This is a genomic window from Treponema parvum (assembly GCF_017893945.1).
GTDB classification, from domain to species: Bacteria; Spirochaetota; Spirochaetia; order Treponematales; family Treponemataceae; genus Treponema_D; species Treponema_D parvum_A.
In genome coordinates this window covers 2518274-2532446 of the sequence record NZ_CP054257.1, presented here as the reverse complement: position 1 = coordinate 2532446, position 14173 = coordinate 2518274, and the positions used below count along the sequence as shown (strand labels likewise).

The 14173-nt window shown below is 46.2% G+C and carries 12 protein-coding genes and 1 tRNA gene; 6 read left to right on the top strand and 7 right to left on the bottom strand.

From position 1 onward, the window contains the following. Window position 1 precedes the first annotated feature (1 nt). The 3 genes from purH to HRI96_RS11240 form a co-directional block, all read right to left on the bottom strand. A complete protein-coding gene (gene purH / locus HRI96_RS11250; RefSeq protein ID WP_210117436.1) occupies window positions 2-1630 on the bottom strand; it encodes a bifunctional phosphoribosylaminoimidazolecarboxamide formyltransferase/IMP cyclohydrolase in 1629 nt (542 codons plus the stop codon). A 175-nt stretch (window positions 1631-1805) separates the two neighbouring features. Further along, on the bottom strand, window positions 1806-3110 hold the full coding sequence (locus tag HRI96_RS11245; protein ID WP_210117435.1) for an ABC transporter substrate-binding protein: 1305 nt from the start codon (window positions 3108-3110) through the stop codon (window positions 1806-1808). Window positions 3111-3314: 204 nt separating this feature from the next. Continuing rightward, a complete protein-coding gene (locus tag HRI96_RS11240; protein ID WP_210117434.1) occupies window positions 3315-3755 on the bottom strand; it encodes a MarR family winged helix-turn-helix transcriptional regulator in 441 nt (146 codons plus the stop codon). A 104-nt stretch (window positions 3756-3859) separates the two neighbouring features. On the opposite strand from HRI96_RS11240, the gene HRI96_RS11235 reads away from it, so the two are divergent. Both HRI96_RS11235 and HRI96_RS11230 read left to right on the top strand, forming a co-directional pair. After that, complete coding sequence (locus HRI96_RS11235) at window positions 3860-4105, top strand: TIGR03905 family TSCPD domain-containing protein (RefSeq protein WP_210117433.1); 246 nt, start codon at window positions 3860-3862, stop codon at window positions 4103-4105. Between the two features lie 33 nt (window positions 4106-4138). Continuing rightward, window positions 4139-5104, top strand: coding sequence for a DNA-methyltransferase (locus HRI96_RS11230; RefSeq protein ID WP_210117432.1), 966 nt, complete (start codon window positions 4139-4141; stop codon window positions 5102-5104). Here HRI96_RS11230 and HRI96_RS11225 read toward each other — a convergent pair. Then, window positions 5101-6711, bottom strand: a complete 1611-nt coding sequence (locus HRI96_RS11225; RefSeq protein WP_210117431.1) for a Na+/H+ antiporter NhaC family protein — start codon at window positions 6709-6711, stop codon at window positions 5101-5103. The two genes, HRI96_RS11230 and HRI96_RS11225, sit on opposite strands and share 4 nt — an antisense overlap. A gap of 155 nt (window positions 6712-6866) precedes the next feature. Between HRI96_RS11225 and HRI96_RS11220 the strand changes: the two genes are divergently transcribed. Beyond that, window positions 6867-6938, top strand: a tRNA-Cys gene (locus HRI96_RS11220). A 309-nt stretch (window positions 6939-7247) separates the two neighbouring features. On the opposite strand, the gene HRI96_RS11215 is transcribed toward HRI96_RS11220, so the two are convergent. Next, window positions 7248-8450, bottom strand: a complete 1203-nt coding sequence (locus HRI96_RS11215) for an integrase catalytic domain-containing protein (protein WP_210116713.1) — start codon at window positions 8448-8450, stop codon at window positions 7248-7250. A 140-nt stretch (window positions 8451-8590) separates the two neighbouring features. On the opposite strand from HRI96_RS11215, the gene HRI96_RS11210 reads away from it, so the two are divergent. Both HRI96_RS11210 and HRI96_RS11205 read left to right on the top strand, forming a co-directional pair. Next, window positions 8591-9532: an NAD(P)/FAD-dependent oxidoreductase gene (locus HRI96_RS11210; protein WP_210117430.1), complete on the top strand. Its 942-nt coding sequence runs from the start codon at window positions 8591-8593 to the stop codon at window positions 9530-9532. A gap of 2 nt (window positions 9533-9534) precedes the next feature. After that, window positions 9535-11388 (top strand): glycoside hydrolase family 3 protein, encoded by a 1854-nt coding sequence (locus HRI96_RS11205; protein WP_210117429.1) that lies wholly within the window; start codon window positions 9535-9537, stop codon window positions 11386-11388. A gap of 99 nt (window positions 11389-11487) precedes the next feature. Here the strand turns inward: HRI96_RS11205 and HRI96_RS11200 are convergent, their stop codons facing one another. Then, the gene (locus tag HRI96_RS11200) at window positions 11488-12165 is read right to left on the bottom strand and encodes a tRNA-uridine aminocarboxypropyltransferase (protein WP_210117428.1); all 678 of its coding nucleotides are present in this window, start codon (window positions 12163-12165) and stop codon (window positions 11488-11490) included. Between the two features lie 21 nt (window positions 12166-12186). Then, window positions 12187-12504 carry a thioredoxin gene (gene trxA, locus HRI96_RS11195; RefSeq protein WP_210117427.1) on the bottom strand — a complete coding sequence of 106 codons (318 nt, stop codon included), beginning with the start codon at window positions 12502-12504 and terminating at the stop codon, window positions 12187-12189. A gap of 140 nt (window positions 12505-12644) precedes the next feature. Between trxA and HRI96_RS11190 the strand changes: the two genes are divergently transcribed. Then, window positions 12645-14033 (top strand): MATE family efflux transporter, encoded by a 1389-nt coding sequence (locus tag HRI96_RS11190; protein ID WP_210117426.1) that lies wholly within the window; start codon window positions 12645-12647, stop codon window positions 14031-14033. Window positions 14034-14173 lie beyond the last annotated feature (140 nt).

Here is a 14173-nt window from a genome sequence, read left to right as displayed (position 1 = left end):
TCTAGTGTTTGAAATGCCGCGTTCCGGTAAATACCATAGCTATACCCAGCTCGTTGCAGGCCTTTATAGAATCTTCGTCTCGGATAGAACCGCCGGGCTGAACGATGGCCTTTATGCCGTATTTTGCCGCAGCGCGCACGGTATCGTCGAACGGAAAAAACGCGTCGCTTATGAGAACTTCGGCGTTTTTATTGTCCGAAGCGGCGCCGGATTGGACGACTTTTTGCGCCCGCTCCAAAGCCTGCTCCGCAGCCCAGATCCTGTTCGTCTGGCCGCAGCCTATGCCTATAGCCATTTGGTCTTTGATGACCAAAACGGCGTTTGACTTTGCAAACATGGCGATCGTCATTCCGAAGGCCATTTCGTTTACTTGAGCCGCCGTAGGTTTAGCCTTTGTCACTATATCCCACTTTTCAAAAAGCGTGTCGTCTGAACTCTGAATCAAAGCTCCGCCGTCAACGGAAAGATAGCTGTGTTTTTCATCCGCCGGAATTTCGGCGACGATAAGGCGGAGATTCTTTTTTTCTTCAAATACTTTAAGAGCGCCGTCGGTAAAGCCGGGCGCCACGATAACTTCAAGAAAACATTTTTTCATCTCAAGCGCAGCTTTTTCATCGATAACGGCGCTGCATCCTAAAATTCCGCCGAAAATTGAAACCGAATCGCAGCTGTATGTTTTTTTGTATGAATCCAAAACGTTTTTTCCTAATGCCGCGCCGCAGGGCGTGTTATGCTTTAATGCGATCGTAAAAACGCTGCCTGAAACCGGAGCAAAATTAGCGGTAACCGCGTTGCCTTCTTTGTCTTTGCCCTTCACGGGAAGCGCGTTTTTGATAAACTTTGAATAAGCGCAAACTCCTTTCCAAGCGACGTCCAGATCACGGATATTGTTATAAGAAAGTTCTTTGCCTTGAAGCTGTTTCATTCCGCCGAAGGCGCCTTTGCGGTCTGCAGAAACGTATAGGCACGCGCTTTGATGTCCGTTTTCGCCGTAACGCAGCATCTGTTGTTTTTTTAGAGAAAGCGTATAGTATTCCGGATATTCGTCTTCTCCCGTTTCGCCGAGCATAAAGCGGGAAATCGCAGCGTCGTACGCCGCCGTAAGGTTAAACACCTTTCCCGCCATCCTTCGCCGGAATTCGATGGAAAGATCGTCATTTTTTATTCCTTTTATAGCCTTGGCATAATCCGCGGGGTCGGTCAAAACCAGAACATCCTGATAGTTTTTTGCGGCTGCGCGCAGCATAGTGGGGCCGCCTATATCGATAAATTCTACCTTCTCGTTAAACGAAAGATCTTGCTGCACTTTTTCAAAAAACGGATAAAGATTAACGCAGACAAGATCGATTAACTTTATTGAAAGCTCTTCGAGTTTTGCAATATGTGCGGCGTTATCGCGCCTGGCAAGAATTCCTGCGTGAACTGCCGGATGCAATGTCTTTACGCGTCCGTCCAGACATTCGGGAAAACCGGTAACGGAACTTACGTCGACTACGGGGATCTTGTTTTGAGCCAGATAAGAGGCCGTTCCCCCTGTAGAAAGAATTTCCCAGCCGGCTTCATTCAAAAAAGAAGCAAGCTCAAGTATCCCTTCTTTTTTGAAAACGCTGATAATAGCCCGTTTTTTCATATGGCACCCCTGCATCGCAATAGATGTAACATATTACCAAAAAACACTCACATTTTCAATGAGGCAGTTGAGGTGCAGTTGAGATGTGGGGGCCGCTTGCCGCGAGCACCAAACGCGAAGTTTCCCGCGCAAGTGCGAAGTTCCCCGGCAACCGCCGCGGCCGACCGTGTCGGTGTCAACCGGAAATGAATTTCTGTACGGTTTCTTTTAATTTTTCGTAAGCGGCTTCGGGCGCTATGCCTTCAAGCATTACGCCGTTGACGGCGGTTTTAAGGGCATCCTGTATTTTGTTCGCATTCTCGGCGTAATAAACAATGTGCCCCCTTTCCATATCCTTGATAAAAACTTCCGAATACGGCAGGCTCTTGTAAGTTTCGCTGTTAAGAAGCGCAAGGGTGGGCTGTATGATATTTACTTCCCTCAGATATTCTTCGCTGTGGCTCAGCATATAGGAGATCAGAGCCCACGCAGACTCCTCTTGCTGTTTTGTAGCCGCAGAGTTGACCACATAGTAATGCCCGTAATGACACGCGGAAACATCTTTTACGGCGTCTTTAAATTTAGGATAGGGAATAACCATCCAGTCTCCGCTGCTGTAAAACTCTTCGTTTTCAGCCTTTATGCGCGCAACCTGATACAAACCGCTTGAGCACATCGCAACATCGCCGCTTGCCTTGTTGAACAGCCTGCGGGCGGCCGTATATTCAGGCGAGCCTAAATTCTGCCCGTATGCTCCCCATTCTCTTAAAAAGCTGAGAACATTTACCCATGCGTCCTTACCGACGATTGCTTCTTTTTCATCAATGCTTATGAGATGCCCGCCAAGCTGTTCCACCATTGGAACGATATTTTCAAGCTGATACTTATAGCGGAAGTCGTATCCGCGGCGGGTAATGGTATTTCCTTCCCGCTTGACGATCTTTTTTGAAACTTCCATCATGTCTTCCCATGTTTTGGGCAAGTCGTTTACGGGATCCAGCCCCGCTTCGATAAACATTTTTTTGTTTACGAAAATCGCCCAATTTGTAAGTTCAAGCGGAAGTCCGTAAACATGTCTGTCTATTGTCACAGGGTCGAGCATGTTGGGCGCGTAAGATTCGATGAGCGCCTTTGCGTCCTTATATCCTGCAGCCTTATAGTTCACATGGGCGATGCGGCCGTTCATTATATGCGAATATTCGTCGTTTATCGAAAGATTGAACATCGTAGGTCCGGTATTATTATCCAGAGCGGATTTTATGATATCGGCCATTTTTTCGGAATCAAACCTTTTGACATTCACGGTGACATGAGGATTGGCCTGCATGAATTCCTTTATGTAACGGTCTTCGAGCCTTTGGCGGTTTACGTCTTCGTGCGTCCAAAATTCGATGACAACTTCTTTGGTTTCGGTTTTCGCTTCGCTTGCGCCCGCTGCAAAAAGCGCGGACGGCATATACAGCAACGCTGCCGAAAACAGAACAGTGATAATCTTTTTCATACTCCTCTCTCCCTGCCGTGCGCAACACATACGCGCGGCAAAAGCATATAAAAAGAATTTTCGTCAAAAATTTTGTTTTGCGGATAAAGCAAAAAATCCGCTTAAGAAAAATAATAAGGCAAGAAAACGGATTTTACAAGAAAAAAATTCAGTAAAATATCAGCTGATATTTTACGCTTTCGGCGAAAACTCGATCGGCTTAACTCAACGGCGGCTTAAGGAATCCAGCAAGCCGTGAAGCTTTTTTAAAAGCTCCGGCGCGTCTTTGATTTTAAAAACCGAAGAACATAGAAGTTTTGAACGCACGCTGCGGCAATCGTCTTTAAGAGCGCGTCCCTTGTCCGTAAGGCAAATTACTACCGTCCGTTCGTCCGAAGCGGAACGCGACCGCGTTACTAATCCCTGTTTTTCCATTTTTTTTAAGAGAGGCGTGAGAGTTCCCGAATCAAGAAAAAGCCTGTGCCCCAATTCGTTCACCGTGACACGGTCGCTTTCCCAAAGCGCCATCATTGTTATATAAGACGTGTACGTAAGCCCCAAAGGATCCAAAAAAGGTTTATACAGACGTATTATCTCTTTTGAACAGACATAGAGCGTAAAACACAACTGGTTATCAAGGTTTAAAGCATCCGAGCTTCCGGACATATCAGTATTATAAGGATTTTAATCGATAATTTCAAGCACAATTAAATAGCGTGCAATATAAAATAATATTGACAACCCGCATTGTTTTGTTCTACTGTTTAGTCATGAAAACTGTAGATTTTAAAACTCGCGGAACTTGCGCAACGACGATACATTTTACAAAAACGGACGACGGGAAGATCACAAACGTTTCGTTTGAAGGCGGCTGCAACGGGAATCTTAAAGCCATTTCCAAACTTGTAGAAGGGATGACGGCCGAACAGATCCGCGACAAACTTGCCGGGAACATCTGCGGCAAAAAGAATACCAGCTGCGCCGATCAGTTGGCAAAAGCCGTGATGAGCGAATAGCGTGCGGCCTTCGGCGCATTTTATCAGCCTCCTATGCAAAAAAAATCCGACAGAAATAAGACCATAGACATGAGCCTTGAAGAGGGTAAATCCTATCTTGATAAATGCATAAAATTGAACGATGCGGCAAAAGCGGTTCCTTTTGAAATAAACGAAATTTTAGACAAAACCTTATGCGGCGACACCTTTTCCGTTTTGCCGCTCTTGCCGTCTTCTTTTGCGGACCTTGCTGTGATCGATCCTCCGTACAATCTGTATAAAAACTACGGCGAAACGACTTTCGGAAAGCTCGAAGCCGAAAAGTATCGAAAATACACCGAGTCGTGGCTCAATCTTTTGCTGCCGCATTTAAAGCCCGATGCATCGCTTTATGTCTGCTGCGACTGGAAAAGCAGCGTGCAGATTGCCGAAGTTCTTACATCTTTTCAGGATAAAAAAAGATTGTTTATTAAAAACAGAATTTCATGGCAGAGAGAAAAGGGTCGGGGAGCTGCGCGCAACTGGAAAAATTCCATGGAAGATATTTGGTTTTGCACGATCGACGAATCGGCATACACTTTTAATCTGGAAAATGTAAAAATACGGCGAAAGGTGATAGCTCCTTACAAAAAAGACGGACAGCCGAAGGACTGGGAAAAGACCGAACAAGGAAATTTCAGAGACACTTGCCCCGGAAATTTTTGGGACGACATATCGATTCCTTATTGGTCTATGCCGGAAAACACGGCTCATCCCACGCAAAAGCCTGAAAAGCTTGTCGCAAAGCTGATTTTGGCAAGTTCTTCGCCCGGCGGCACCGTACTCGATCCGTTTTTAGGCTCGGGAACCACTTCCGTCACTGCAAAAAAACTCGGTCGCCGTTACTGCGGAATAGAACAAAATCCGCAGTACTGCGTTTGGGCCGAAAAGCGCCTTGAAGATGCGGAAAAAGACAAATCCATACAGGGCTTTTCAGGCGGAGTATTTTACGAGCGCAACACAAGGCCGGTATCGCTCTAGGACTTTATTACCTTAGGCAAAACGATAAGACCTGTGATAAATAAGGCTAAATCCGCGATCCAGCACACAAGAAGGCTTTCAAAGATGCTGCCGACGAAAAAAGCAAACAGGACGCAGACCGCTACGAAGCTCGCGTAGGGCAGCTGCGTAGCCACATGCTCAAGGTGCGGGCATCCTGCGCCGGTAGAAGACAGTATCGTAGTGTCCGAAATTGGAGAAGCGTGATCTCCCCATACGGCGCCGCTCAATACTGCCGCGATGGAAATCATCGTAGCCTGAACGAGGGCGCTTTGCGGAAGTCCGTTTCCTTCGGCAAGACCGGTAACGATAGGCATCGCAAGCGGAATCATAATGCCGAACGTTCCCCAACTTGTTCCCGTAGAAAAAGCTATGAGAGCACTCAATATAAATAAGATGCCCGGTAAAAACACTATGGGAAAACCGCCTTCCCTTACTGCGGTTGAAAGATAAATACCGAGCCCCAGTCCGCCGTCCGTTCGGGGCGATTTTATTATAGTCCCGATCGACCACGCCATGGTCAAAATCACGAGGGCGGGCACCATACTCTTTATTCCGTCCCTCAGCGCTTCCCCTGATTCCTGAAGCGACATAAGCCTGCGAAGCAAATAGTATACGTACGTAAGCGCTATCGTAAAGATAATCGAATAGCACAAAGCTACGGACGAATCGGTGTTGTTAAACGCTTCTTTTAAAGACATGCTTGTTACAGCTTGCCCGAACGAAGTTATGCTTTCGCCGTCGACGGCGCCGATCCACGTAGTTACGGGGAAAAACGACACGGCGCTCACAATCAAAACGATGATCGGAAAAAGCATGTCGAAAGGTTTCGCTCTGGATTGAGATGCTTCGGGAACGTTCCCGCTCACGGGGCCGTATTTCTTTTCATTATAAAGAATGCCGGTCTTTGCCAATTCTTCCGAAGCCTTCATGGGGCCGAAGTCGCGCTTAAAAATGATAAGGCATAAAACCATAAGAAGGGTTGTGAGCGCATAAAGATTGTACGGTATGGAGCGAATGAAAAACGTAAATTCAGTCATACCGAGTTTTTCAAATCCCTGGGCGTCGCGCACTATGGACATTACGGTTACCACCCAGCTTGAAATGGGAGCGATTATGCATACGGGAGCTGCGGTGGAATCCAAAATGTACGCAAGCTTTGCGCGGGGAACTTTCGTCTTATCCGTTATGGGACGCATAACCGTGCCGACCGAAAGAGAATTAAAATAGTCGTCAATAAAGATAATGATTCCGAAGACAAAGGTCATAAACTGACTTCCGCGGCTGTTTTTTAATCTGGAAGACGCCCAGCGCCCGAAGGAACCGGCGGCTCCTGTCTTTGTGAGCATACCTACCAGTCCGCCCAAAAGCGCGCAGAATAAAAAGATACGTATGTTCCATCCGTCTGCAAGTGATCCGGCCAAAAGATCCGCCAGTTTCATAAGAGCGATAAACGGATTACCGCCGCCTATTATCAGAGCTCCCGATAAAATTCCTAAAAACAAAGAGACGACGACGTCCTTTGTCACAAAGGCAAGCAGGATAGTAAGCACGGGAGGAATAATTCCCCATAAGCCGTAATGTTCCATAAAAGCACCTCTATAAAAAGAATAAGTGGATAAAATGCAGGTAAAAGCACATTTCAAAATCGATATGATTGTATCACCAAACGATTTCTATTTAAAGTTTTACATGATAAAAAGATTGACAAACGGCCGGCTTTACAATATATTCGGTTTAGAACGGCGTCATACCCAAGTGGTAAGGGACAGGTCTGCAAAACCTCTATGCATCGGTTCAATTCCGATTGACGCCTCTTTTTTCCGGGCGGTATGGCAAAAACGCCGTCCGTTTTTATATATGCGCGGCGGCTGTAGTTTTTTACGGCCGCCGTTATTTTTTTCCTATTTCAGTTGGGCGTATCCGCGTGTTTCGCTTTTTTTCTTAAACCGCTGCAAGACCTTAGACGAATACAGTTTGTTTATTGACGAAGTAAGAACCCAAGCATAACCCCGGTTTTGGGATCGTTTTTTCGTGTGGGGCGAAACCCTTGCATATCCGTATTTCCTCAAATAAAAATCTAACCCAAATGATTTAGGTTCCTCAAGTAAAAATCTAACCGTAGCTATTTTGACCAAGGGACAGCCATAGAGATAAGCGTACTTTGGAGCTGTTGTGTTTTCTCAAGCAGCAGTTGCAAATCCAAGTTGACCATTCTCCGTCTCAGTTCCTCTTTTTCAGCAGGGCTCAGTTCCTTGCTTTCCATAAGCCTTCGGTAAGGAGTCTTAGCAGTATCATATTTTTTTATAACCTTTGCGTCTATTCGTGCCTTAGCGATAATCTTCATCGAAGGGAAAAAAAAGTTGACGAGCTTGTTATAGTATTCATACAGTTCTGCCATGACTTCTCGTGTTTCTTCTCCTTCAAAGCGGTAATAGCCGACAATTCTTCGTACCACACTGTCATTTTTCTGCTCGACAAAGCAATTGTCATTCTTTTTGTATTCTCTACCTCTGGTAAATACAACCTTATGCTCTTGGCACCATTGCAACAGCTGAGTATTTTTGAACTCACCTCCGTTATCACTGTCGATGCCTTTCATCTTAAACGGTAATTTTTCTTTTACATCATCGACCGCTTCTTTTGTCCAGCGTTGGGCTTTGTTCAAAAGAGCTCTGTTTTCCGTCCATCCTGAATGCACGTCGGTGAGTGTGAGCGTACAAACATACTGACCTTCGCTCCTCATACCGCAATGAGCGACCGTGTCGGCTTCAAAAAAGCCTGGTTTTTTCTCGTCCCAATTGAAATAGGTGCGTATGGGAATAAGCTTATTCAGATTTTTTGCAGGACGTGTGGTCGAAATACCGCGGATTGAATGTTTTGGGATTTCCGGCTTGAGAATCCTTGCGACCGTTGCGCTTGATATGGCGCTTAGTTTAAGCTTGAGTTGTTCATCATAGCCTGCCTTTTGAGCAAAGTAGTCGATGTTGTCGCGGATGAACGGAACAAGGCGTTTTGCACACAGATACATCGATAAAATCCACAGGCGAATAACTTCCTGTTGTACGTCTTGACAGTAGTATTTTTCATAGCGCCGCTTTTTGCGTACTTTCGTAATGACCTGCACGCTCTTTTTTTCAACGTTGTTAAAGTGTGTTATTTTTATGTACGCCGTGTTTTTCAAAATGTGGATGGCATACTTTCGGTTGTAGCCGGTGGTCGCAATGAACTCATCGATGATTTTCGTCTTGTGCTTTTTGCTTGCCGTACAGTAGCGTTTTGCCGTTTCTTCGGTTAATTTCTGTTTCGTTTTCATGTCTAACCCCATTTTGCCCTTCCTTCGGGCTTCTATTGTGACTCAGATTTGGGTTAGATTTTTACGTGATTCACCGCTTTTTTTTCGGTTAGATTTTACGTGAGGCAATGCGATATCTTTTGTAAACATGTCCGTAATGGTATACTGTCTCTATGGATCCACAGGAATTCGATTACATCATAATCGGCGCGGGAGCCGCGGGGCTTTCGGCCGGGCAATACGGCGCCAGAGCGGGGCTGAAAACTCTCATACTTGACACGTCAACCGGCGGGGGGCAGGCTCTGCAGATAGCGGAACTTGAAAACTATCCGGGCGTGTATCCTCCGGTAAACGGAGCCGATTTTGCCATAAATATGATAAAACAGACAAAGGCTTTCGGCGTAGAAATTTTACAGGCTAATGTGATTTCCGTCGATAAAATAAAGCAAAATTTTTTTGTTAAAACTTCAAAAGGAATTTTTTCTTCTCTTGCGCTTCTTATTGCCACCGGCGCTACTCACAATACTTTGGGAATTCCGGGAGAAAGCGAACTGGTGGGACACGGAGTTTCTTATTGCGCCACATGCGACGGGCCTTTTTTTAAAGACAAAAAGATAATAGTTGCGGGAGGGGGAGATTCCGCCTGTACCGAAGCCGCATATCTTTCCACAATATCAAGCGACGTAACGCTCGTTCACAGGCGGGCAAAACTCGGCGCGCAAAAAGCCGTGGCGGATAAGGTGGTAAAGACGGGCATAGCCATACGCTATAACACAAACATACTTGAAATCCGCGGCAAAAACAGGGTGGAGTCCGTGCTTTTGGAAGATACTCAGACAAAAGAAAAAACCGAACTTCCGGCGGACGCCGTTTTTATATTTATAGGAATATCGCCGTGTACGGAAATCGTTTCTACCTTGCCTGCGGATAAAAACGGATATTTAATCACAAACGACAGCATGGAAACAATAGTTCCGGGGCTTTACGCAGCGGGCGACGTTCGCGCAAAACCTTTCAGGCAGCTCATTACGGCAGCTTCGGACGGAGCTACGGCGGCGCATCAAGCGGCCGAGTACATATACGATCTTAAAACTTCCGAAAAAGGAAGTATTTAAAAATGAAAAAAATCGTCGCTCTTTCCATTCTCCTTGCGCTTTGTCTGTCGGCGGTTTTATTTACGGCCGGGCGGGCGATCATAAAAACATCGGCAAAAAATCCTGCCGCTGAAGCGAATTTTGCGCCCATATCCGAAACTTATTCAGGAAGCGCCGAATTTCCTGTCGAAAACCGTTCAGGCGCCGCCGCGGATCAAAAAAATCAAACGGAGATTCCTTCTCTTGCCGACTGCCTTCCGCCAGACATTACGTTTTGGAGCGATTATCCTTCCGACGTTCTTGCGGAAGCCCTGATACGGCGCATGGAAGATTCGGAGCTTTTGGCGCAGATCTTCATGTTCGGGTGGGCGGGAGCCGAACCGTCGGAACTTCTAAACCAATGGGTGTCGGACAGAGGGCTCGGCAGCGTAAAGATTTTCGGGTGGAATACGGACGACATAAACCTTGTGGCAAAGTCGGTTTCCGAAATACAAAAAAAGGCTCAAGGCCGCCGGTATAAAATTCCCTTGTTCGTCGCTACCGACCAGGAAGGCGGCTGGATAAGGCACGTAAAGGGCGCGACGGCAAACACTCCCGGTAACCTCGCAATAGGCGCGTCTGGATATCCGTTCGACGCGTGGTACAGCGGATACTATATCAACAGAGAAATTCATGCGCTCGGAATAAACATGAACTTTGCCCCTTCGGTGGATCTATACACAAATCATCATTCGGCGATCATAGGGACGCGCTCTTTCGGCGAAGATCCGGACAATTCGGGCGTTCTGGGAGCGGCCTTTGCGGCCGGAAGTATGGCCGCAGGCGTTATTCCCACTGCAAAACATTTTCCGGGCCACGGCGCTACGGATGAAGACTCTCACCTGCACCTTCCGGCTATAGATATAGATTTTGAAACATGGTCTGAAAGGGAACTTGTTCCTTTCAAATACCTTATCGCCGAAAAAATTCCCGCCGTTATGTCCGGCCACTTAGGATTCCCTAGGATAACAAACAACGGGGAACCGGCGTCGCTTTCAAAAACTTTTTTGACGCAAATACTGCGCGAAAAGTTAGGCTACGAAGGGCTTATAATTACGGACGACATGATGATGAACGGCGACACCATGTACGCAGGTTCGGTTTCAAACGCATTCAGAATGGCAATAGAAGCGGGGAACGACATCATAATATCGTCGACGACGGCTCATTTAAACGAAGGTCTTTGGACTTCAAATCTGGCAAGGATGAAAAGCGATCTTGCGTTCCGCGAAACGGTAACAAAGGCTGCAAGGCGCGTAATAAAAGTCAAACTCGACTATTTTAAAAACAAAAACGCAGCTCCTCTTTACCCGGATACGGCGGCCATTCCGAAAAGGATTCCGGATGAAGATGGCCGAAAATTCTTTTTGGAGCAAGCCTGCCGCTCGATAACGCCGTATAAAGCCGACGGGCTCCCGTTAAAACAAGAAGACGCAGGCCGCGTGCTTTTGGCGGGAGCTTTTCCGTCTTATTTTGTGGAAGGAAAAAAGCGTTTTCCCGACGCTGCGGAATTCCGTTTTAATTATGAAATAGGGCCGAACGAAACGCAGTGGATGATAGACAATATTCTTTACACGGCGGCATCTTACAACACCGTTATTTTTTGCGTCCATAACGGACGAACAAGGCAGATCGCCGAGCGTCTTAAAAGTCTTAAAGATTCGGGTAAAAAAATAATAATCCTTTCCATCATGTCCCCTGAAAATGCCTTCAGCCTGACGTGGTCGGACGCAATTCTGATGGGTTACAGCTATTCGGAATACACTGCGGCGGCTCTTTTCGGCGCGCTTGCTGGGGAATTTTCTCCGAAAGGAGTGCTTCCCATACTTAACGAATAACTGCTTTGCGCTCGTGCAAAATTAATACACCGCGCGCTTTTATCTTCGCTGCGGATCCGCGGCGAAGGTCTTGATTGCGTCATAAAGTTCTTAATTGCGTCATAAAAGAATATCTCTTTTTCTCTTATATTTCCAATCATAGGCATGCGTGCTCGGAAGTTTCCCTTCTATGCGGGCGTTTTCGGATTCGATTTGAAATTTTATCATCCGCTTAAAAACTTCCATAAGAGGTTCGGGCTCGGCTCTGCGGGCGGCAAGGCCTAAGGGCTGCAATTCCTTTATCAGATAATAGCAGGATTCTATCGTAGAAATATATTCCGGGCGGGGCTCTCTTTTAAATGTAAAAATCGACCGGTAACAGCCTGAAAAAGAGACGCGCGGGATTGTCATAAGATTGGGACTGTGTTCTATAATTTTACGCGAACAAAACCACGTTGCGTCGATGATGAGTACTAAAAGTTTCTTTTTTCCCACAGTTTTTGCAAAACCCTCGTTTTGGGAAGTCCAAGCGTCTTTTCCGGGATACAGGAGCAGCGGAAAATAGTCTTCGTCGCAAAGAAGCTCGGCCAGCCTTTCGTTTTTTGTAAAATCAAGGCCCACAAGGATTTCGGAATTTATCAGGGTAAGATGCGACAGGCGGCCGGTGCCCGTCCTTTGGTGTTTTGCTTCTTTGGGATGCATTAAAAATACGAATTTTATTCCGGGATCAAAGGGGAATATGTATTTACAAAAGCAATTTCCCAAAGGACGGAAACATTTTACGCACCGCTCGCTCATACTAAAGCTGAAAAAGAGGCGTCAAGCATTGTCCAATGCAAATTTCTTAAGATCGTCTTTGCTGCGGCCTCCGACGATTTCAGCGACCTTTTTTCCGCCTTTAAAAACCAAAAACGTGGGAATGCTTGAAATTCCGTATTCCTGGGCAAGGCCGCTTTGCTCGTCGACGTTGACCTTTCCCACTTTTACCTTTCCTTTAAGATCCTCGGCAACTTCATCGACGATCGGCCCCATCATTCTGCAAGGCCCGCACCATGAAGCCCAAAAATCGATCATAACCGGAACCGAAGATTCGGCTACTTCGCTTTTAAAATTCTGCTGTGTTATTTCCATTGCCATAATCCAATCCTCCAAAATTAAATTGTATACAATTAATATACGGTAAAACGCAAAAAAAAGCAAATAAAAATTGCGGTACGCGACAAGTAAGGCAATACGGACACTCGCGATTTCTGCTGAAATAAGCTATAATTTTCTGCATGACAAAGGATTTAACTCAGGGGTCGCCCCTGTCGCTTATCTTGGGTTTTTCGGTTCCTGCGCTTTTGGGTTATCTGTTTCAGCAATTCTATAACCTTGTGGACATCGTTATAGTAGGAAAATTTCTCGGCATAGACGCTCTTGCGGCCGTAGGTTCTACAGGTTCCGTAAATTTTTTGATAATAGGATTTGTGACGGGACTGTGCAGCGGCCTTTCGATTCCTATTGCGCAAAAATTCGGCGCGAAGGACTACAGAACCATGCGCCAGTTTGTTGCCAACGCCGGATATCTTTCAGTGATTTTTTCTTTTTTTATGACAGCCGTCACCGTCATATTTTGCCGTCCGCTTCTGATTTTAATGCTTACGCCGCACAACATACTCGATCGTGCCGCAAACTATATCCTCATAATATTTTACGGAATTCCTTTCGTTTTTTTATACAACGTGGTTTCCGGCATAATACGCGCGATGGGCGACAGCAAAACTCCCGTTTATTTTTTGCTTTTTTCATCGGTAATAAATATAGGATTGGATCTGTTTTTTATCTGTCTTCTTCACACCGATGTGGAAGGAGCTTCTCTTGCAACCGTTATTTCACAGGCTGCGGCGGGCGTTGTGTGCCTGCTTTACATGAAAAAGAAATTTAAGATATTGAACATGACAAAGGACGACAGACGCATCCGGACGCATCATTTTACCACTCTGTGCGGAACGGGCGTTCCGATGGGGCTGCAATATTCCATTACGGCGGTCGGAACGGTAGTTCTGCAGGCGGCTGTAAACACTCTCGGTTCGGGAGCGGTGGCGGCGATCACGGCAGGCAGCAGGATAGGAGCGTTTTTTTGTACTCCGTTTGACGCACTGGGAACTACTATGGCGACTTATGCCGGACAAAACACGGGCGCCGGAAAACTTGACAGGCTCAAGACTGGAATGTATTCGAGTAACGCTCTGGGCTTTGCATATTCCGTGCTGGCTTTCCTTGTCATGCTTTTTTTCGGTAAAGAGCTCACTATGTTATTTTTAAATAAAGCGAAGGTAAGCATACTTGAGCAGTCACAGCTTTTTTTGATAGTCAACAGCGCATCTTATATTTTACTTACAATGGTCAATGTAATCAGGTTTACGATTCAAGGAATGGGTTTCAGCAAATTTGCGATTTACGCAGGCGTTCTTGAAATGTTCGCACGTTCTTTCATAGGCATTGTTTTTGTTCCGATTTTCGGATTCGCGGGAGCCTGCTTCGCTTCTCCTGCGGCATGGCTTTTTGCCGATTTTTTTCTTGTTCCCGCGTTTTATGTTTGCCTTAATAAGCTGAGACTTTGGGAAGAAAAACACGATGTCAGAAGAAGAAAAACGCCCGATCCAAAAGCGAGCCGTAAATAAAGCGGAAAAGTTATCCCGGAGACTCTTCCCGCCGCATATCGCCGCTTCAAGGCCGGTATCGTGCGCCTAAGGCAAAGCGCGTATTCGGCGGAACTTGTGTAAAAACTTGCTGCGTCCGGCGGAAGGCGCACGTCATTATG

Excerpts from the sequence above, each read along its gene's own strand:
- HRI96_RS11235 (WP_210117433.1), top strand. The coding sequence starts at position 3,860 with ATGAAAACTGTAGATTTTAAAACTCGCGGAACTTGCGCAACGACGATA.
- trxA (WP_210117427.1), bottom strand. The coding sequence starts at position 12,504 with ATGGCAATGGAAATAACACAGCAGAATTTTAAAAGCGAAGTAGCCGAA.
- HRI96_RS11200 (WP_210117428.1), bottom strand. The coding sequence starts at position 12,165 with ATGAGCGAGCGGTGCGTAAAATGTTTCCGTCCTTTGGGAAATTGCTTT.
- purH (WP_210117436.1), bottom strand. The coding sequence starts at position 1,630 with ATGAAAAAACGGGCTATTATCAGCGTTTTCAAAAAAGAAGGGATACTT.
- HRI96_RS11230 (WP_210117432.1), top strand. The coding sequence starts at position 4,139 with ATGCAAAAAAAATCCGACAGAAATAAGACCATAGACATGAGCCTTGAA.
- HRI96_RS11215 (WP_210116713.1), bottom strand. The coding sequence starts at position 8,450 with ATGGGGTTAGACATGAAAACGAAACAGAAATTAACCGAAGAAACGGCA.
- HRI96_RS11225 (WP_210117431.1), bottom strand. The coding sequence starts at position 6,711 with ATGGAACATTACGGCTTATGGGGAATTATTCCTCCCGTGCTTACTATC.
- HRI96_RS11205 (WP_210117429.1), top strand. The coding sequence starts at position 9,535 with ATGAAAAAAATCGTCGCTCTTTCCATTCTCCTTGCGCTTTGTCTGTCG.
- HRI96_RS11190 (WP_210117426.1), top strand. The coding sequence starts at position 12,645 with ATGACAAAGGATTTAACTCAGGGGTCGCCCCTGTCGCTTATCTTGGGT.
- HRI96_RS11240 (WP_210117434.1), bottom strand. The coding sequence starts at position 3,755 with ATGTCCGGAAGCTCGGATGCTTTAAACCTTGATAACCAGTTGTGTTTT.
- HRI96_RS11245 (WP_210117435.1), bottom strand. The coding sequence starts at position 3,110 with ATGAAAAAGATTATCACTGTTCTGTTTTCGGCAGCGTTGCTGTATATG.
- HRI96_RS11210 (WP_210117430.1), top strand. The coding sequence starts at position 8,591 with ATGGATCCACAGGAATTCGATTACATCATAATCGGCGCGGGAGCCGCG.